This is a genomic window from Rhodococcus sp. NPDC058532, from assembly GCF_042719255.1.
Taxonomy (GTDB): domain Bacteria; phylum Actinomycetota; class Actinomycetes; order Mycobacteriales; family Mycobacteriaceae; genus Rhodococcus_G.
On the sequence record NZ_JBHXNU010000004.1, the window covers coordinates 188,011 to 205,792 of the forward strand.

The following is a 17,782-nucleotide window of genomic DNA, read 5'->3' on the forward strand; positions in this document are numbered from 1 at the left end:
GGTCGCCGCGCCCACCCCCGACGCTCCTCGCTCGCGGTCCGCTCGCGGCCGACCGGCGTGCCCGCCGCTCGCCCGCCGCCCTGTTGTCCGGCAACACTGCCCCTCACCGTTCTCCGTCAATCCGTCGTCCAGGCTAACGGCGAACACCCGGAGACCCGGTGACCCGAAACCGGCGTGCCAGACTTTGTGCTGTGACGAAGATCCTTGTGACCGGTGCAGGCGGGCAACTGGGCAGGCAGGTGCTGCGCCGGTGGTCCGCGGGCGCCGGGGACGGTCTCGACGTCGTCGGGGTGACCTCGCGCGAGCTGGACATCACCGATGCGGACGCGGTGCGGGACGCGGTCCGACCCGGAACCGTCGTCCTGAACTGCGCGGCCTACACCGCCGTCGACGCCGCGGAGGCCGACGAGGCGGCGGCCGCGGACGCCAACGTGACCGGCCCGCGGATCCTCGCCGAGGCCACCGCCCGCGTCGGCGCCCGACTGATCCACCTGTCGACCGACTACGTGTTCCCCGGGGACGCGTCGGAGCCGTACCAGGTGGACGACCCGACCGGCCCGCGCACCGTGTACGGGCGCACCAAACTCGCGGGGGAGCGGGCGGTGCTGGCCGCGGACCCGACCGCGGCGGTGGTGCGGACCGCGTGGGTGTACACCGGGACCGGGACCGACTTCGTGGCCACGATGCTTCGGCTGCAGCGTGAGCGCGACACCGTCGACGTGGTCGACGACCAGGTCGGGTCGCCGACCTACGCCGCGGACCTGGCGGACGCGCTGCTTGAGCTCGCGGCCCGCCCCGATGTCACCGGGCGGGTGCTGCATGCGACGAACGCCGGGCGGGCGAGCTGGTTCGAGTTGGCGCGGGCCGTGTTCGCCGCCGTCGGGGCCGATCCGGCGCGGGTCCGCCCGTGCACCAGCGCCGCGTTTCCGCGGCCTGCCGCGCGGCCCGGGTACTCGGTCCTTGCCCCCGCCGCGTGGGTCGGGGCGGGTCTGACCCCGCTCCGGCCGTGGGGTGATGCCCTGGCGTCCGCCCTGACCGAACTCCCCGACTAGGGTGGCTGGCGTGAGTTCGCAGCTGGCCGTGGTGACGGTGACCTATTCGCCAGGCATTCATCTCCAGGAGTTCCTGGACACCCTCGAGGACGCGACCGAACTGTCGACGCAGGTCATCCTCGCCGACAACGGGTCGACCGACGGTGCGCCCGAGGCAGCCGCCGAGACGCGCGAGCACGTCCGACTCCTGCGGACCGGCGGAAACATCGGCTACGGCGGTGCGATCAACCGGGCCGTCGCCGAGCTCGATCCGGCGGCCGAGTTTGTGGTGATCGCCAACCCGGACATTCGGTGGGACGCGGGGTCGATCGACGAACTGCTCAAGGCCGCGGCCCGGTGGCCGCGGGCCGGCGCGTTGGGGCCGCTGGTGCGGGAACCGGACGGCAGCGTCTACCCGTCGGCCCGGCACGTGCCTGGCCTGGTGTCCGGGGCGGGGCACGCGGTGCTCGGCACGGTGTGGCCGTCGAATCCGTGGACCACCCGCTACCGGCAGGAGGACGAGGAGATCTCGGAGCGGTCGGTCGGCTGGCTGTCGGGGTCGTGCCTGTTGGTGCGGCGGGCCGCGTTCGACTCGATCAACGGTTTCGACTCCCGCTACTTCATGTACATGGAGGACGTGGATCTCGGTGACCGCCTCGGCCGGGCGGGATGGCACAACGTGTTCGTGCCGTCGGCGGCGGTGACCCACGCGAAGGGGCACGCGGCCGGACGTCATCCGGAGCTGATGCTGCCCGCACATCATGCGAGTGCGTACCGATTCCAGGCCGATCGCCACCCGCACTGGTGGCAGGCGCCGCTGCGGTGGGCGCTCAAGGGGGGCCTTGCGGTGCGATCGAGAGTGGCCGTCTCGGCGGCCGTACGGAGCAGGGCGAAGGACGAGGGGAACTGACAGATGACGAACGACGGTGCGGTGACGGGTGATGCCGCTGTGACGCCGGACGCCGGGTCCGTGGACGCGGTGGTGCTGGTCGGGGGGAAGGGGACCCGGCTGCGGCCGCTGACCCTGTCGGCGCCGAAGCCGATGCTGCCGACGGCGGGGCTGCCGTTCCTGACCCACCTGCTGGCCAGGATCAAGGCGGCGGGCATCACCCACGTGGTGCTCGGCACCTCGTTCAAGGCGGAGGTCTTCGAGGAGCACTTCGGGGACGGGTCCGATCTTGGACTCGAGATCGAATACGTCACCGAGACCGAGCCGCTCGGCACCGGCGGCGGCATCCGCAACGTGCTGCCGAGGCTGCGTGCCGACAACGTCGTCGTCTTCAACGGCGACGTGCTGGGCGGGATGGACCTGCGGGACGTGCTCGATGCGCACCGCACCAACGAGGCCGATGTCACCCTGCACCTGGTGCGGGTGTCCGATCCGCGCGCGTTCGGCTGCGTCACCACCGACGCCGACGACCGCGTGACGCACTTCCTGGAGAAGACGCAGGACCCGCCGACCGACCAGATCAACGCCGGCTGCTACGTCTTCAAGCGCGAGATCATCGAGAAGATCCCGTCGGGCCGGCCGGTCTCGGTCGAGCGTGAGGTGTTCCCGAACCTGCTCGCCGACGGTCGCCGGGTGTTCGGATTCGTCGACAACTCGTACTGGCGGGACATGGGCACCCCCGAGGACTTCGTCCGCGGGTCCGCCGATCTGGTGCGGGGCATCGCCCCCTCGCCCGCGCTGGACGGACAGCGCGGCGAATCGCTCGTGCACCCCGGTGCCGGTGTCGCGCCCGGCGCGGTGCTGATCGGCGGCACCGTGGTCGGTCGCGGCGCCGAGGTCGGTGCCGGGGCCCGGTTGGACGGTGCGGTGCTGTTCGAGGGTGCGGTCGTCGAGGCCGGTGCGACCGTCGAGCGGTCCATCATCGGATTCGGTGCCCGGATCGGGCCGCGGGCGCTGGTGCGGGACGCGGTGATCGGTGACGGCGCCGACGTCGGCGCCCGCTGCGAGCTGCTGCGCGGGGCGCGGGTGTGGCCGGGGGTGACCCTGCCCGACGGCGGGGTGCGGTTCTCCACCGACGTCTGACGACGAGTGTTGCGGGATGCAACCCGGTCGCGTGTGACCGCCCACACGCTGGCAGGATGGCATCGCGTGACTGCGTCCGCACCCGTCTTCCATCGATACGTCGCCCTCGGTGACTCCTTCACCGAGGGGCTCGGTGACCCGGCTCCCGCACGCCCCAACGCGCTGCGGGGCTGGGCGGACCGGGTCGCCGAGCAGCTCGCCGCCCGCACCGACGACTTCGGGTACGCGAACTTGGCGATCCGGGGCAAGCTGCTCGGCCAGGTGCTCGACGATCAGCTGGACGCCGCCCTCGCGATGTCACCGGACCTGGTGACGGTGTACGCGGGCGGCAACGACATGATGCGCCCGTCCGTCGACATCGACGCGCTCGTCGCCCGCTACGACGACGCCGTCGGCAAGCTCACCGCGGCGGGCGCGACCGTGGCGATCTGGACCGCCTACGACGCGGGCTGGGACGCGGTGTTCCGGATGTTCCGCGGGCGCACCGCGATCTACAACGAACTGGTCCGTGGGGTCGCCGACCGGCACGGCGCGACGCTGATCGACTTCTGGCGGTTCGACGGCTATGACGACGACCGGATGTGGGACTGGGACCGGCTGCACATGTCCACCGCCGGGCATCAGCGGATGGCCGTCGAGGTGCTCGATGCGCTCGGGGTGCCGCACGAGCTGACGCCGCCCGACCTCGGCCCGGCGCCGGTCCGGTCCAGGGCGGAACAGAAGAAGATCGACTCGACCTGGCGGCGCGAGTTCCTGATGCCGTGGATCGGGCGCAGGCTGACCGGGAGGTCGTCGGGCGACCACGTCACCGCCCGCAGGCCCGTCCTCGCGCCGATCGCCGTCACCGACTGACGCCCCGCCGCCGCGCGCGCGGGCGGTGAACGCCCGTGTGCACACAGATGCCCGCATCGCCGTGCACGTGTGCGGTGAATGCCCGTGTGCACAGGGGTGGTGTGGTGTGCGCGGGGGTGTTCGGCGTGTAGTGGGGGTGTTGGTGCGGGATCGGGTGTGTGTACAGGGGTGTTGTTGGCGGGGTGCGGCCGGCCGTCGCGGGCCGGTCTAGGGTCGACGAGTGCAGCAGAACCCACAGCAGGACCGCTTCGACCCGATCCGGGATCCGCGTCCGGGCGACACGCCGTGGCCGCAGATGACCTGGCCGATCCCCGCCGGAACGACGCTGACCGGGCGCGTCGTCGAACTGACGCCGACGGATCCGACGGCGGACGCGGCCGAACTGTTCCGCGCGCTCGACCACGACGCCGTGTGGGCGCACGTCCCCGGCCGACCGCGCGATCCCGCGCACTTCGCGGAGATCCTGGCCGCTCGCTGCGCGCTGCCGGACTGGCAGCCGTGGACGGTCCGTGCCCGCGGGCCGCTCGGTGACCTTCCCGCCGGCGCGGCGGTCGGCGTCACCTCCTACCTCGATGTGAGTGCACACGACGCCCGAGTCGAGATCGGGTTCACCCTGTACACACCCGCGGTCTGGGCGGGCGCGGTCAACCCCGAGACGAAGCTGCTGCTGCTCGGGTACGCCTTCGACACGTTGGGGGCGGGACGGGCCCAGCTCAAGACCGACACCCGCAATCACCGCTCGCAGCAGGCGATCGCGCGCCTGGGCGCCACCTATGAGGGCACGCTGCGCCGCCACTTCCGTCGGGAGGACGGCACGATCCGGGACTCGGTCATGTTCGCCGTCACCGTCGACGACTGGCCGGACGTCCGCAGCGGACTCGAGTCGCGGCTCGGCGCCTGAACCGCTCAGCCGCGCAGGCGGGCCAGCGCGACGAGGTGGTCGACGGTCTCCCGCTCGGCGTCGGGAGGGAGGGCGTCGACCGGCCACCAGCGCAGGTCGTCCGACTCGTCACTGCGCACCGGCCGCGCGTCCACCGGTGCCCACACCAGGAATCGCAGGTCCAGATGACGGGTCGGCTTCCCGAGCGAGCAGGTGATCGGGTGGGTGTGCGCGGACAGCAGCGCCGGGTCGATGCGCAGGCCGTCGATCCCGGACTCCTCGGTCGCCTCGCGCAGTGCCGCGTCGACCACCGTCTCGTCCCCCGGCTCGCAGTGGCCACCGAGCTGAATCCACCTGCCCACCTTGGGATGCAGGGTTAGTAGCACCCGCGCGCCGTCCTCGGTCAGCACCAGCGACGACGCGGTGATGTGCCCCGGTTCGTGCTCGCGCAGGCAGCCCAGCGGCGCTGCGTCGAGGAACGCGAGCATCGTGTGCCGCAGCGACTCGTCGGCCGCGCTCGGGGTCTGCCATCCGGTCAGGGCGTCCCGCGCGGAGCGGTGTAGCGACGCCGCGCTCACAGTTCGACCAGCAGGTCGCCGGGGACGACCGGCTCGCGCGGGGACAGCGGTTCGGCAGGGTGCCCGATAGCAACCGAGCCGAGCGGGGCCCAGTCCGGCGCCAACCCGAGTTCGGCTCGCACCACGCCGGGCGCGAAGATCGTGGACCCGATCCAGCAACTCCCGACCCCCCGGGTGGCCAACGCGACCAGCAGTCCCTGCACCGCGGCACCGGCGGCGACCGTGAACATCGTCTGCTCGGCCGCGGTGCGCGCCGGGTCCGGGTAGCTGTGCGCGCCGTCCGGAACGCAGAACGGGATCACCAGTTCCGGGGCGTCGAACAGGATGGTGCCGCGGTCGAGTCGCCGGGCAATCGACTGCTCGCTCCACCCGTCGGCGGTGAGGTCTGCCCGCCACTTCTCGCGCATCGCCGTCAGCAGGCGCGTGCGTACCTCCGGGGTGCGGATCCAGACGAACCGCACCGGACGGGTGTGGTGCGGCGCAGGCGCCGTCAGGGCCTCGGAAATCGAGTCCCGGATCAAGTGGGGGGCAACGGGTTCCGGTCCGAAGGCGCGGATCGACCGCCGCAGCAGCAGCGCCTCCCCGCGGCCCCGGTCGATCGCCTCGTCGGCGCCGAGCCAGAACAGGTCCTCTTCGCCGCGCCGGATCAGATCCACTGCCCGCGACCCGTCGTCGGGCAGGGCAATGCCGCGCACGATGGCGACCGGCATGCTGCCGGTCTTACCCTTCACCAGATCGCCCGCCGCGGCGAGCTCGTCGGCGACGGCCACCGAGGTGACCATCAACTCGTTGCCCTGGGCGTCGACGGATCCCGCGTAGCCGTGCAGGACCGGGACCCCGGCCGACCCGATCGCGGCATCGGTCTGCCCGTTCCGCCAGGCGCGGCCCATCGTGTCGGTGATCACGACCGCGACCTGCACCCCCAGCAGGTCCGCGATCCGCTCCCGCAGTGCGCGGGCGCTCGCATCCGGATCCTCCGGCAGCAGCGCCAGTTCGGTCGGGTGCACGTTCGAGCCGTCGATCCCCGACGCAGCCTGCACGATGCCCAGCTTGTTCTCGGTGATCAGGGTGCGGCCCTTCCTGGCGAGCACCCGCACCGCCTCCTGGTCGACCAGCCGTCGGCGCAGGGCATCCCGTTCCTCGGGATCGGTGGGGGAGGCGACGATGCGACCCTCCACCTTCGAGACGATCTTGCTGGTGACGACGAGTACGTCGCCGTCCGTCAGCCACGGCGCCGCCGCCGCGATGGCGGCTGCGAGATCGTCCCCGGGCCGGAACTCCGGCAGGCCGGGGATCGGCAGGATCTCGATCCCGCCGACCGCGCCGTGATCGTCCACACCGGTCCCGGCGCCGGGACCGGTGGAGAAGCCTGCGCTCACAGGTCGATCCCGGCCAGGTGCAGCGCGGCGCGGGCCATCGCGGCGGTGGCGTCAGGGTCGGTCATCAGCAGCGGCACGGCGCGGACCTCCACCCCGGGTACGTCGGCGGTATCGGTGTCGTGGATCAGCCAGCCGTCCAGGATCCCGGTCGCTGAGCGCGCACCGTAGTGCCTGCCGACGGCCTCCGCCGACGTCTCGACCCCGATCACCTCGAGGCATTCGTCGGCCATGCCGCGCAACGGCTTTCCGTCGACAACCGGGGACAGCCCAATCACCTTCGCGCGTCCGGTCCGCAGGGCACCCCGCATGCCGGGCACCGCGAGGATCGCGCCGATGCTGACCACAGGATTGGATGGCGCAAGCAGGACCACGTCGGCGTCCTCGATGGCCTCCAGCACGCCGGGGGCCGGCGTCGCGGTCTCCGCGCCGACATGCGCGAAGCCGTGGGTCGGGACCTGGGCGCGATGCCGGACCCACCATTCCTGGAAGTGGATGGCGCGCTGCTCGTTGTCGGCGGGATCGGTGATCACGACGTGGGTTTCGCTGCGGTCGTCGGTCACCGGAAGCAGACGGACCCCGGGCTGCCAGCGGTTGCACAGTGCCTCGGTGACCGCGGACAGCGGATATCCGGTGCGCAGCATCTGGGAACGAATCAGATGGGTCGCGGTGTCCCGGTCTCCGAGCCCGAACCAGTCCGGCTTCGCGCCGTATGCGGCGAGTTCCTCCTTCACGTTCCAGGTCTCCCCGGCGTGGCCCCATCCGCGTTCGGGATCGATGCCGCCGCCGAGGGTGTACATGCAGGTGTCGAGATCGGGGCAGATCCGAAGCCCGTGCATCCACACGTCGTCGCCGACGTTGACCACCGCGGTGATCTCGTGGGCGTCGCTGCCCGTGTCCGACTGCGCGAGCAGGCCGCGCACCCCCATGAGGAAGCGGGCGCCGCCGACGCCGCCGACCAAAACTGTGACCTTCACGAGAGAGAAGCCTAGGCGTCCGAATCGGCGGGCAGGCGGGCACACCCCGCGCCGGTCCGCGCGGGTCCGGCGCATGCCGGTCGATGGCGCGACGGGAGATCGTTCGACACGCTCTTGACAGGCAGGAATGCGCGTTGTGTCACGAATTGGGAACAGAGGTGCTAGCAAACCTTTCCTCGGCTTGACCGGACCGGAGGGTCCGTGTCTAATCACGTGTATGTCATTTCGCGGTAACCACTTGAGAACGATTGTGGTTAATCCGATTTCGAACATGCGTTCTCGCAGCTCGGGGCGTATGCGCGCGGGGCGGAACGACATTGTCGGGGAGGACAATTCAACAGCCCAGAAAATTCTGGGCTATCACAGGTGAGGAGGCGGAACGGATGGCCAACCAGCACGGAGGATCGATTACTCGATTGAGCGCGCTTGGCGACGAACCGCAGACCGATTCCATGGCAGACGTAATGGGGGACGTCCGCGAAAACGAGGGTGAGCGGCTTGCCGACCGCCCGATATTGAGCCTGATCACCGGCGGCGTCGACGAGATGTTCGACGACATGGAGGATCAGTGGCAGGACCGCGCGCTGTGCGCGCAAACCGATCCCGAGGCGTTCTTCCCGGAGAAGGGTGGATCGACCCGGGAGGCGAAGCGCATCTGCCTCGGTTGCGAGGTTCGCGACGAGTGCCTCGAGTACGCACTCTCGAACGACGAACGCTTCGGAATCTGGGGCGGACTCTCGGAGAGGGAGCGCCGCCGCCTCAAGCGAGGCATCGTCGTCTAACGCGCCGAAATCTCGAAGAGGTTCGGCGCGTATGCTTTTCGGCGGATCATCGCATCGTCAATCGTCATTCCGTCCGAGAGGTCCCCGCCCGTGTGACCGCCGACCGCGGTGAGGTCGGCGTTCGCCGCGGAGCGTCAATCGTCCTGGTCGTCGGCCAGGTCGGGATCGATCACCTCGGGTTCCACGCCGAGGTACGTCGCGACCTGCCGCACCAGCACCTCGTTCAGTAGATCGACCAGGTCGTCGGGCCGCTTCGCCCGCAGCTCCAACGGTCGACGGAACAGCACCAGCCGTGCCCGGGTGGCGTTGCCGTGCCGGTCGACGCCCGCAGGCACCAGTCGGGACAGCGGCACGGGGCCCTCGGCGACGACCTCGGGCGGCCAGGTCACCGAATCCGGGTCCAGCGCACGGATTTTCGGCACCTCGTCGACGGCGATGTCGAGTTTGGTGATGCGGTCCCGCCACCGTGCGTCGATGGGCGCGAACGCCTCGAGGACCAGCGTGTCGAAGTGTTCCGCCCGACTCTGCCACGCGGGCACGCTCGGCGGCAGAACCGGGCCGCGGATGCCGCGACCCCGTCGAGCCGCGGAACGGGACGTTAGTGGTCGGGCTCTGTGCATGACCGTCAATGTTACCGGCGTCGAGCCGTCACCGGTGTGTCCGAGTAGGCGCCGTGGCGGCGGGGCGCTACCCTCTCATTCGTGAGAGGACTGCGTCGATGCTGCCGGCCCGGGTGCAAGAACCCCGCCGTTGCGACCCTGACGTACGTCTATTCCGATTCGACCGCGGTGGTCGGCCCGCTCGCCACGGTCGACGAACCGCATTCCTGGGACCTGTGCGAGGCGCACGCATCCCGGATCACCGCGCCGAAGGGTTGGGAGCTCGTTCGCCACGAGGGCGGATTCTCCAGTTCCACACCCGACGAGGATGACCTGACGGCGCTCGCCGAGGCGGTGCGCGAGGCCGGACGCGGCGAGACGCCAAGTGCGGATCGGTCGGCCCCTGCCGCAACGGTGGCCCGGACCGGCCGCCGTGGTCACCTGCGGGTATTGCCCGATCCGGGCAACTGATCGCCGCACGCCGACCGGATTCCCGTCACCTCTCGTCAATGACGGTGGGGCGGAAGCGGCAACGGGGGCACTAGGGTGAGCGGGGTACGGCGTCGGCACCGATCCGCGCGACCACGTACCGGATGACCGAACACCGTGCGACACGCGGTGGCTGAACGAGGAGAACTTGCAGTGGCACGAACCGCCGAATCCGTCCATGCCCTCATCAAGGCATACGACGTCCGCGGTGTCGTCGGGGAGCAACTCGACAGCGACTTCGTGCGGGACGTGGCAGGCGCGTTCGCCCGGCTGATGCGGGAGGACCCGACCCAGCAGGCGACCCGGATCGTGGTCGGGCACGACATGCGTGCCTCGTCACCGACGCTGGCCGCGGTGTTCGCGGACGGCGTGACCGCGCAGGGACTCGACGTGGTGCTGATCGGCCTGGCGTCCACCGACGAGTTGTATTTCGCGTCCGGACTGCTCGACTGCCCCGGCGCGATGTTCACCGCCAGCCACAACCCGGCCCAGTACAACGGGATCAAGCTGTGCCGCGCAGGCGCCAAGCCCGTCGGTCAGGACACCGGGCTCGCGGCCATCGCCGCCGAGGTGATCTCCGGGGTGCCCGCGCACGACGGTGCCGCGGGCGCCGTCACCGAGCAGGATGTCCTCGGCGACTACGCGGCCTTCCTGAACGGTCTCGTCGACCTGTCCCGGATCCGGCACCTCACGGTCGCCGCGGACGCCGGGAACGGCATGGGCGGCCACACGGTGCCCGCCGTGCTCGGGTCGCTGCCGCTGACGATCGAGCCGCTGTACTTCGAACTCGACGGCACCTTCCCGAACCACGAGGCGAACCCGCTCGACCCGAAGAACCTCGTCGACCTGCAGGCGCACGTGCTCGCGACCGGCGCCGACATCGGCCTGGCCTTCGACGGCGACGCGGACCGCTGTTTCGTCGTCGACGAGAAGGGGCAGCCGGTGTCCCCGTCGGCGGTGACCGCCCTCGTCGCGCAGCGGGAGCTGGCGAAGGAACCGGGCGCGACCGTCATCCACAACCTGATCACCTCGCGGGCGGTCCCGGAGTTGGTCGCCGAGCTCGGTGGCGTCCCGGTGCGTACCCGGGTCGGGCACTCCTTCATCAAGCAGCAGATGGCGGAGACCGGTGCGGTGTTCGGCGGCGAGCATTCCGCGCACTACTACTTCCGCGAGTTCTGGGGCGCCGACTCCGGACTGCTCGCCGCCCTGCACGTGCTCGCGGCGCTGGGGGAGCAGGACCGCCCGCTGTCCGAGCTGATGTCGGTCTACCACCGGTACGAGGCGTCCGGGGAGATCAACTCCACCGTCGCCGATGCAGCCGAGCGCACCGCAGCGGTCCTCGAGGCCTTTGCCGCGCGCACCGTGTCCGTCGACCGACTCGACGGGGTGACCGTCGACCTGGGTGACGGTGCCTGGTTCAACCTGCGTGCCTCGAACACCGAGCCGCTGCTCCGCCTCAATGTCGAGGCCCGCACCCGCGCCGAGGTCGACGCGCTCGTCGCGGAGGTGCTCGCGGTGGTGCGCGCCTGAGCGGCGTCGTGTCCAGAGACTGCGCGGTCACGGGGACGTCCCGGCGGCCCCGGCGGTGCGAGAATGGTCGAACCGGGGTGTGTACGTCGGCGCATGTCCGATCCAACGGGCCGCGTCCGACGTGCGGTTGCGAGAAAGGAAGGTTGCCATGACGGCTCCGTCACCTCTTCTCGATCTCGATGACGCCGCGAGCGTCGCTGCCGCCGACACCGAGGGCGCGATGCGCGCCGCGGCGCTGGGGGGAGCCCAGGTCAGGTCCGTTGCCGAGGCCGTCGCCGAGGGCATGGTCGACCGCCTCCGTGAGCTGCGTCCGCGCAGCGTGGTGATCGTGACGTCGGGGGGACGGGCGGCGCGGGCGGCGTCGGTCCTCGGTGCCGCCATCGGCCCGCGATACGGGCTGCCCGTGCTGTCGACGTCCGCGGTGCCGCCGTGGGTCGGTCCGCTGGACGTGGTGGTCGTCGCCGGCGACGATGCCGGTGATCCGGGGTTGGTCGACGCCGCGGACTCCGCGCTGCGCCGCGGCGCCGAGCTGGTCGTGGTGGCCCGCGACGAGGGTCCGCTCGGCGCGGCCGCGACACGGGGATCCCTGCTGGCGCCGCGGGTCCCGGTGCCGGACCGGCAGGGGTTCCTCCGGTACCTCGCCGCCGGGCTCGCGGTGCTCGGGACGCTCGACGCGGGCCGCGGCGCTCGGATTCCGGACCTGGTTGGCCTCGCCGACCGGCTCGACGCCGAGGCCGCCCGCAATCATCCCTCGGCGGAGGTATTCCACAACCCGGCGAAGTCGCTCGCTGTTCGCATGCAGGGCCACCGGGTGCTGGTCGCCGGTGACGGCCCGGCTACCGCCGCGTTCGCCGGCCACACCGCGGACATGCTGTTGCGCACGGCCGGGGTGACCGCGGCTGCCGCGGATCTCGCCGACGCGCTGGCGTCGGCCGTCGTGCTGTCCGGGGCGCATGCCGCCCCGCCCGGATACGATCCGCTCTTCCACGACGAAGAGTTGGACGGACCGCTGCCGGTCACCCCGGCACGGGTGTTCGTCCTCGCGACAGCGCAGTCGCGGAACGTGACCATGCGGCGCATCGTGGCGCTGCCCGACGCGGAGCTGCTGTCGACAGCGGACGGCGTCGACGAACTCGGAACAGGTGGTCGTGAGATGACGGGGCGGACCCCGGGGGGCCCCGATCAGGGGGACCGTACCGAAGCGGAGCAGCTGGCGGTGCTCGCCGTCCGGTTCGAGATGGCGGCGGTGTACCTGCGGCTGATCGGTGGGCGATAAGTGCATCCGCTGCAGGGCGCGCTCCGCACCTACGCCTGGGGGTCGCGGACCGCGATCGCCGAACTGTGCGGCCGTCAGGTCCCGTCCAACCATCCCGAGGCCGAGCTGTGGCTCGGTGCCCACCCCGCGAATCCATCCCGCCTTGCCGTCGGTGACGCGACGGTGTCGCTGCTGGACACGATCGCCGACGACCCCGTCGGGCAACTCGGCCCCCGCGCCAGGGCCGGGTTCGGGGACCGGCTGCCGTTCCTGCTGAAGCTGCTCGCGGCGGAGGAAGCGCTGTCCCTGCAGGCCCATCCGAGCGCCGAGCAGGCGAAGGAGGGGTTCGGACGCGAGGAGGCGGCGGGGATACCCCTGGATGCGCCGATCCGGAACTACCGCGACGACAGCCACAAGCCCGAGCTGGTGGTTGCCCTGACCCGGTTCGAGGCGCTTGCCGGGTTCCGCGATCCACACCGCACCGTCGACCTGCTCCGGGCGTTGCGGGTGCCCGCCCTCGACAACTACGTGGCCATGCTTGCGGGGCAACCGGATTCGTCGGGCCTGCGGGCGCTGTTCACCACCTGGATCACCCTGCCCGCACCCGCGCTGGCGTCCCTGCTGCCGCAGATCCTGGAGGGCTGTGTGCGCTACCTGTCCGACCCGGGCGGGGACCGGCGGTGGACCAGGGAGGTGCAGACGGTGCTCGGCCTCGGCGAGTCCTATCCCGGCGACGCCGGTGTGCTTGCGTCGATGCTGCTCAACCGGATCACCCTCGAGCCCGGCGAGGGCTTGTACCTGGCGGCGGGCAACCTGCATGCCTACCTGCACGGGCTCGGGGTCGAGGTGATGGCCAACTCCGACAATGTCCTGCGCGGAGGGCTCACCCCGAAGCACGTCGACGTGCCGGAACTGCTCCGGGTGCTGGACTTCGAGCCGCTGACCGGCCCGATCCGCACCGCGTCCGCGGCGACACCGACGGACCCGGTCCTGGTGTACGACACTCCCGCGCCCGAGTTCGCCCTTGCTCGAATCGAATTGACCGCGGACGCGCCGGGAGTCGAACTGCGGCAGGGTGGCCCCCGGATCTTGCTGTGCACGTCCGGATCCGTCACGCTGCACTGTGGCGGCGAGCGACTCGACCTGGCCCGCGGCGAGTCGGCCTGGATCGCGGCATCGGACCCGGCGGTGACGGTGCGGTCGGCCGCGGCGGGGGAGTCGGCGCAGGTGTTCAGTGCCACCGTCGGCTGAGCCTGCCGCGACGGCGGGCCGACCCGGCAGCCGCGGCGATGCCGAATCGACGCGGTACGCGGCGTGGAAATTCGCGGCACCGGCCCGTCGGCGCAATAGGCTCGACCCGGTACCCCTGTCGAGGAGGCAGCGATGACGATGCACGAGGGGCCGGGCGCGAACGCCGGCCGATCCGGGATCTTCCGGACGAAGTCGGTCGAGCAGTCGATCGCCGACACGGACGAACCGGACAGCAAACTCCGGAAGGACCTCACCGCCTGGGACCTGACGGTCTTCGGTGTCGCCGTCGTCGTCGGTGCGGGCATCTTCACCCTCACCGCACGGACCGCGGGCAACGTGGCTGGGCCGTCGGTGTCACTGGCGTTCGTGATCGCCGCGATCACCTGTGGCCTCGCCGCCCTCTGCTACGCGGAGTTCGCGTCGACGGTGCCGGTCGCGGGTAGCGCCTACACGTTCTCGTATGCGACGTTCGGCGAGTTCGTCGCGTGGATCATCGGCTGGGACCTGATCCTTGAGTTCGCGCTCGCCGCGTCGGTGGTCGCGAAGGGGTGGTCGCTCTACCTCGCGGATGTGATTGGCGTCGAGTCGACCGTCGTGCAACTCGGCGGGCTGAAGTTCGACTGGGGCGCGGTCCTGCTGATCGCCGGGCTGACCGTGTTGCTGGCGACCGGAACGAAGCTGTCGTCCCGGGTATCGGCCGCGATCACCGCGATCAAGGTCGGCGTCGTGCTGCTGGTCATCATCGTCGGCGCCTTCTTCATCACCGGATCGAACTACTCGCCGTACATTCCGCCGTCGCAGCCCGGTGACACCGGTGAGGGCATCCACCAGTCCCTGTTCTCCTTCCTGACCGGGGCGGGCGGCAGCACCTTCGGGTGGTACGGGCTGCTCGCCGCCGCGTCGCTGGTGTTCTTCGCGTTCATCGGATTCGACGTGGTCGCGACGACCGCCGAGGAGACGAAGAACCCGCAGAAGGCGTTGCCGCGCGGCATCCTCGGGTCGCTGGCGATCGTCACCGTGCTGTACGTGGCAGTGACCCTCGTCCTGACCGGGATGGTCCCGTACACCGCGCTGGCAGGTGAGGGATCGACGCTGGCGACGGCGTTCGAGGCCCACGGCATCACCTGGGCCCAGTGGGTGATCAACCTCGGGGCCCTCGCCGGTCTCACCACCGTGGTGATGGTGATGCTGCTCGGTCAGACCCGGGTCGCGTTCGCGATGTCGCGGGACGGGCTGCTGCCGCGGACCCTGTCGCACACCGGCAAGCGCGGCACGCCGGTCCGGATCACGGTGATCGTCGGCATCGTGTCCGGTGTGCTTGCCGCCTTCTTCCCGATGGGCACCCTTGAGGAGATGGTGAACATCGGCACGCTGTTCGCCTTCGTGCTGGTCTGCATCGGCGTGATCATCCTGCGCCGGACGCGACCCGACCTGCCGCGCGGATTCCGGGTGCCGCTGGTGCCGCTGATCCCGATCGTGGCGGTCCTCGCGTGCCTGTGGCTGATGCTGAACCTGTCGGTGGAGACGTGGATCCGGTTCGTGGTCTGGATGGCGATCGGCGTCGTCGTGTACTTCGCGTACGGGCACCGGCATTCCCTGCTCGGCAAGCGGCAGCGCCCCGAACCGGGCCTGGAGTCGCGGGCACTTGACCGGCTCGGTGGTCCCGACGAACCGCGACACCGCGGCAAGTAGCGCCGCGACACCAACGGCCCCCCGGCTCACTGCCGGGGGGCCGTTGTCGTCCGGCGCCCACAGCAAGGTTTACATATAGGCCGAAATGTATAGACATGGGACAACTCCAGGCGTACTGTCCAATCGTAAGTGGTGTGGATCACATCTGGTCGGTGGGTGGGAGGCAAGGGTGAGGACGTACAGCGCAACCGCGGACGGGCGGACCACCGTGCAGTGGCGGGACGGCAAGAGGCGCCTGTGGTTGCTCGGGCTGATCCCGCCGACGGCGATCTTCCTGGCGGCAGGACTGGTCTGGGGGCTCAACGAGCTCGGCGCGACCGCGGTCTCGCCGGTGTTGTGGTGGATCGGCCCGATCCTCGTCTACGCGCTGCTCCCGATCCTGGACATCTTCTTCGGACCGGATGGGCAGAACCCGCCGGAGGAGGTGATGGAGCAGCTCGAGAACGACCGCTACTACCGGTACTGCACGTACGCCTACATCCCGTTCCAGCTCGCGAGCCTCGGGTTCGCCTGCTACCTCTGGACCGCCGACAACCTCGCGTGGCTCGGCGTCGACGGTGGCCTGAGCCTGGTCTCGAAGATCGGGTTGGCGTTGAGCGTCGGCGTGATGGGTGGCATCGGCATCAACACCGCGCACGAACTGGGGCACAAGAAGGATGACATGGAGCGGTGGCTGTCGAAGATCACCCTCGCCCAGACCTGCTACGGGCACTTCTACATCGAGCACAACCGCGGCCACCACGTCCGGGTGTCCACCCCGGAGGACCCGGCAAGCGCGCGGTTCGGCGAGAGCTTCTGGGCCTTCCTTCCGCGCAGCGTGTTGGGCAGTCTGCGATCCTCCTTGGCGTTGGAGGAGGCGCGCCTGCGGCGACTCGACAAGGGTCCGTGGACCATTCGCAACGACGTGCTCAACGCCTGGCTGATGTCGGTTGCGCTCTGGGCCGCGCTGGTCGCCGCCTTCGGCTGGGGGGTGCTGCCATTCCTGGTGATTCAGGCGGTGTACGGGTTCTCGCTGCTCGAGACCGTCAACTACCTCGAGCACTACGGGCTGCTCCGCCAGAAGACTGCGAGCGGTCGCTACGAGCGCTGCACACCGGAGCACAGCTGGAACTCCGACCACATCTGCACCAACATCTTCCTGTACCACCTGCAGCGGCACAGCGACCACCACGCCAACCCGACGCGGCGCTATCAGACCCTGCGCAGCATGGACGGGGCGCCGAACCTGCCCAGCGGCTACGCCAGCATGATCTCGCTCGCGTACTTTCCGCCGGTCTGGCGTCGGGTCATGGACCACCGCGTCCTCGCCCACTACGAGGGTGACATCACCCGAGTCAACATCGCGCCGGGCAAGCGTGAGCGCATCTACGCGAAGCACGGGGTTGCATGATGGCCGCGTATCGATGCCCGGTGTGCGCGTACGTCTATGACGAGACGAGAGGAGCTCCGCGCGAAGGCTTCCCGGCCGGCACGGAGTGGGGGGCGGTGCCGGACGATTGGTGCTGCCCGGATTGTGGGGTCCGCGAGAACCTCGACTTCGAGGAGATTGCGTCATGAGGCTCTACCGCTGTGCCCAGTGTGGATTCGAGTACGACGAGGAACTCGGATGGCCCGACGACGGGATCGCTCCCGGTACCCGCTGGGACGCCATCCCCGACGACTGGAGCTGCCCCGACTGCGGCGCGGCCAAGGCGGACTTCGACATGGTCGAGGTCGCGCGACCGTGAACGCGGCGGTGAACGTCGACCCGGACTCGACATCACCGCCGGAGCGTGGTCCCGATCACGGTGGGGCGAGTCGTCGTTGACGGCCCGGCCGGCAGGTGCCACCCTCGCGGACATGCCGCCCTCGACCCGAATCCCGTATCCGCAGGCCGCCCGCGCGCTGCTGCGAGATTCGGTGCTCGACGCGATGCGGGACCTGCTGACCGAGAAGGATTGGTCCGAGGTCACCATGTCGCAGGTCGCGGCCGCGGCTGGCGTGAGCAGGCAGACCGTGTACAACGAGTTTCAGTCCCGTCCCGGGCTGGCGCAGGCCTACGCGCTGCGCCTGGTCGACCGGTTCGTCGAGGTCGTGGACGCCGCGATGTACCGGCATCCTGGCTCGGTCCGGACCGCCCTCGTCGACGGATTCACCGGCTTCTTCACCCTCAGCGCCGCGGACCCGCTAGTGAAGTCGTTGCTCACCGGAATAGCCAAGCCCGACCTGCTGCGCCTGATCACCACGGACAGCGCCCCGATCCTGGAGCGCGGTGCCGCACAGCTGTCGGAGACGTTTCGGCGCAGTTGGATACAGGCCGGACCGGTGGAGGCCGGGATTCTCGGCCGGGGGATCGTCCGGCTCGCGCTGAGCTACATCTCGATGCCGCCCGCCGCGCACGCCGATGTCGCCGAGGACCTGGCCGCGCTGATCGGTCCGTTCGGGGAGGAGATCACCGGGACCGGCGATTAGCCGGTGT

The 17,782-nt window shown here is 70.4% G+C and carries 19 protein-coding genes; 15 read left to right on the plus strand and 4 right to left on the minus strand.

The genetic code is table 11. The features are described from left to right. Positions 1–191: 191 nt before the first annotated feature. The 5 genes from rfbD to ACFWQG_RS07250 all read left to right on the plus strand — a co-directional run bounded on the left by rfbD (position 192) and on the right by ACFWQG_RS07250 (position 4,816). Entirely contained in the window at positions 192–1,052 is an 861-nt protein-coding gene (rfbD, locus tag ACFWQG_RS07230; RefSeq protein ID WP_378506916.1) for a dTDP-4-dehydrorhamnose reductase, read from the plus strand. 10 nt (positions 1,053–1,062) lie between these two features. Continuing rightward, a complete protein-coding gene (locus ACFWQG_RS07235) occupies positions 1,063–1,941 on the plus strand; it encodes a glycosyltransferase family 2 protein (RefSeq protein ID WP_378506917.1) in 879 nt (292 codons plus the stop codon). A gap of 3 nt (positions 1,942–1,944) precedes the next feature. Further along, complete coding sequence (locus tag ACFWQG_RS07240) at positions 1,945–3,063, plus strand: sugar phosphate nucleotidyltransferase (RefSeq protein WP_378506918.1); 1,119 nt, start codon at positions 1,945–1,947, stop codon at positions 3,061–3,063. A 66-nt stretch (positions 3,064–3,129) separates the two neighbouring features. Further along, positions 3,130–3,915, plus strand: coding sequence for an SGNH/GDSL hydrolase family protein (locus ACFWQG_RS07245; RefSeq protein ID WP_378506919.1), 786 nt, complete (start codon positions 3,130–3,132; stop codon positions 3,913–3,915). 220 nt (positions 3,916–4,135) lie between these two features. After that, positions 4,136–4,816, plus strand: a complete 681-nt coding sequence (locus ACFWQG_RS07250) for a GNAT family N-acetyltransferase (protein ID WP_378506920.1) — start codon at positions 4,136–4,138, stop codon at positions 4,814–4,816. A 5-nt stretch (positions 4,817–4,821) separates the two neighbouring features. On the opposite strand, the gene ACFWQG_RS07255 is transcribed toward ACFWQG_RS07250, so the two are convergent. Genes ACFWQG_RS07255 through cofD form a run of 3 tightly spaced genes read right to left on the minus strand, consistent with a single transcriptional unit; the run spans position 4,822 to position 7,726 of the window. Further along, positions 4,822–5,373 carry an NUDIX hydrolase gene (locus ACFWQG_RS07255; protein ID WP_378506921.1) on the minus strand — a complete coding sequence of 184 codons (552 nt, stop codon included), beginning with the start codon at positions 5,371–5,373 and terminating at the stop codon, positions 4,822–4,824. Further along, positions 5,370–6,752, minus strand: a complete 1,383-nt coding sequence (locus ACFWQG_RS07260) for a coenzyme F420-0:L-glutamate ligase (protein ID WP_378506922.1) — start codon at positions 6,750–6,752, stop codon at positions 5,370–5,372. The genes ACFWQG_RS07255 and ACFWQG_RS07260 overlap by 4 nt, the downstream gene beginning before the upstream one ends. Next, entirely contained in the window at positions 6,749–7,726 is a 978-nt protein-coding gene (gene cofD, locus ACFWQG_RS07265; protein ID WP_378506923.1) for a 2-phospho-L-lactate transferase, read from the minus strand. The genes ACFWQG_RS07260 and cofD overlap by 4 nt, the downstream gene beginning before the upstream one ends. A gap of 545 nt (positions 7,727–8,271) precedes the next feature. On the opposite strand from cofD, the gene ACFWQG_RS07270 reads away from it, so the two are divergent. Then, the gene (locus ACFWQG_RS07270; RefSeq protein WP_378507045.1) at positions 8,272–8,508 is read left to right on the plus strand and encodes a WhiB family transcriptional regulator; all 237 of its coding nucleotides are present in this window, start codon (positions 8,272–8,274) and stop codon (positions 8,506–8,508) included. Between the two features lie 134 nt (positions 8,509–8,642). Here the strand turns inward: ACFWQG_RS07270 and ACFWQG_RS07275 are convergent, their stop codons facing one another. After that, positions 8,643–9,128, minus strand: a complete 486-nt coding sequence (locus ACFWQG_RS07275) for a metallopeptidase family protein (protein WP_378506924.1) — start codon at positions 9,126–9,128, stop codon at positions 8,643–8,645. Positions 9,129–9,209: 81 nt separating this feature from the next. On the opposite strand from ACFWQG_RS07275, the gene ACFWQG_RS07280 reads away from it, so the two are divergent. The 9 genes from ACFWQG_RS07280 to ACFWQG_RS07320 all read left to right on the plus strand — a co-directional run bounded on the left by ACFWQG_RS07280 (position 9,210) and on the right by ACFWQG_RS07320 (position 17,775). Beyond that, the gene (locus ACFWQG_RS07280; RefSeq protein WP_378506925.1) at positions 9,210–9,578 is read left to right on the plus strand and encodes a DUF3499 domain-containing protein; all 369 of its coding nucleotides are present in this window, start codon (positions 9,210–9,212) and stop codon (positions 9,576–9,578) included. A 171-nt stretch (positions 9,579–9,749) separates the two neighbouring features. Beyond that, a complete protein-coding gene (locus ACFWQG_RS07285; protein WP_378506926.1) occupies positions 9,750–11,126 on the plus strand; it encodes a phosphomannomutase/phosphoglucomutase in 1,377 nt (458 codons plus the stop codon). 148 nt (positions 11,127–11,274) lie between these two features. Beyond that, positions 11,275–12,402: a tobH protein gene (locus ACFWQG_RS07290; protein WP_378506927.1), complete on the plus strand. Its 1,128-nt coding sequence runs from the start codon at positions 11,275–11,277 to the stop codon at positions 12,400–12,402. Next, entirely contained in the window at positions 12,403–13,632 is a 1,230-nt protein-coding gene (gene manA / locus ACFWQG_RS07295) for a mannose-6-phosphate isomerase, class I (protein ID WP_378506928.1), read from the plus strand. A 132-nt stretch (positions 13,633–13,764) separates the two neighbouring features. After that, complete coding sequence (locus ACFWQG_RS07300; RefSeq protein WP_378506929.1) at positions 13,765–15,324, plus strand: amino acid permease; 1,560 nt, start codon at positions 13,765–13,767, stop codon at positions 15,322–15,324. Between the two features lie 169 nt (positions 15,325–15,493). Continuing rightward, entirely contained in the window at positions 15,494–16,714 is a 1,221-nt protein-coding gene (locus ACFWQG_RS07305) for an alkane 1-monooxygenase (protein WP_378506930.1), read from the plus strand. Next, positions 16,714–16,881, plus strand: coding sequence for a rubredoxin (locus ACFWQG_RS07310; protein ID WP_378507046.1), 168 nt, complete (start codon positions 16,714–16,716; stop codon positions 16,879–16,881). Before ACFWQG_RS07305 ends, ACFWQG_RS07310 begins: the two co-directional genes overlap by 1 nt. After that, on the plus strand, positions 16,878–17,051 hold the full coding sequence (locus ACFWQG_RS07315; RefSeq protein ID WP_378506931.1) for a rubredoxin: 174 nt from the start codon (positions 16,878–16,880) through the stop codon (positions 17,049–17,051). Before ACFWQG_RS07310 ends, ACFWQG_RS07315 begins: the two co-directional genes overlap by 4 nt. A gap of 112 nt (positions 17,052–17,163) precedes the next feature. After that, a complete protein-coding gene (locus tag ACFWQG_RS07320; RefSeq protein WP_378506932.1) occupies positions 17,164–17,775 on the plus strand; it encodes a TetR family transcriptional regulator in 612 nt (203 codons plus the stop codon). The last annotated feature ends 7 nt before the right edge of the window (positions 17,776–17,782 follow it).

Excerpts from the sequence above, each read along its gene's own strand:
- ACFWQG_RS07240 (WP_378506918.1), top strand. The coding sequence starts at position 1,945 with ATGACGAACGACGGTGCGGTGACGGGTGATGCCGCTGTGACGCCGGAC.
- ACFWQG_RS07270 (WP_378507045.1), top strand. The coding sequence starts at position 8,272 with ATGTTCGACGACATGGAGGATCAGTGGCAGGACCGCGCGCTGTGCGCG.
- ACFWQG_RS07275 (WP_378506924.1), bottom strand. The coding sequence starts at position 9,128 with ATGCACAGAGCCCGACCACTAACGTCCCGTTCCGCGGCTCGACGGGGT.
- ACFWQG_RS07290 (WP_378506927.1), top strand. The coding sequence starts at position 11,275 with ATGACGGCTCCGTCACCTCTTCTCGATCTCGATGACGCCGCGAGCGTC.
- ACFWQG_RS07300 (WP_378506929.1), top strand. The coding sequence starts at position 13,765 with ATGACGATGCACGAGGGGCCGGGCGCGAACGCCGGCCGATCCGGGATC.
- ACFWQG_RS07310 (WP_378507046.1), top strand. The coding sequence starts at position 16,714 with ATGGCCGCGTATCGATGCCCGGTGTGCGCGTACGTCTATGACGAGACG.
- ACFWQG_RS07315 (WP_378506931.1), top strand. The coding sequence starts at position 16,878 with ATGAGGCTCTACCGCTGTGCCCAGTGTGGATTCGAGTACGACGAGGAA.
- ACFWQG_RS07320 (WP_378506932.1), top strand. The coding sequence starts at position 17,164 with ATGCCGCCCTCGACCCGAATCCCGTATCCGCAGGCCGCCCGCGCGCTG.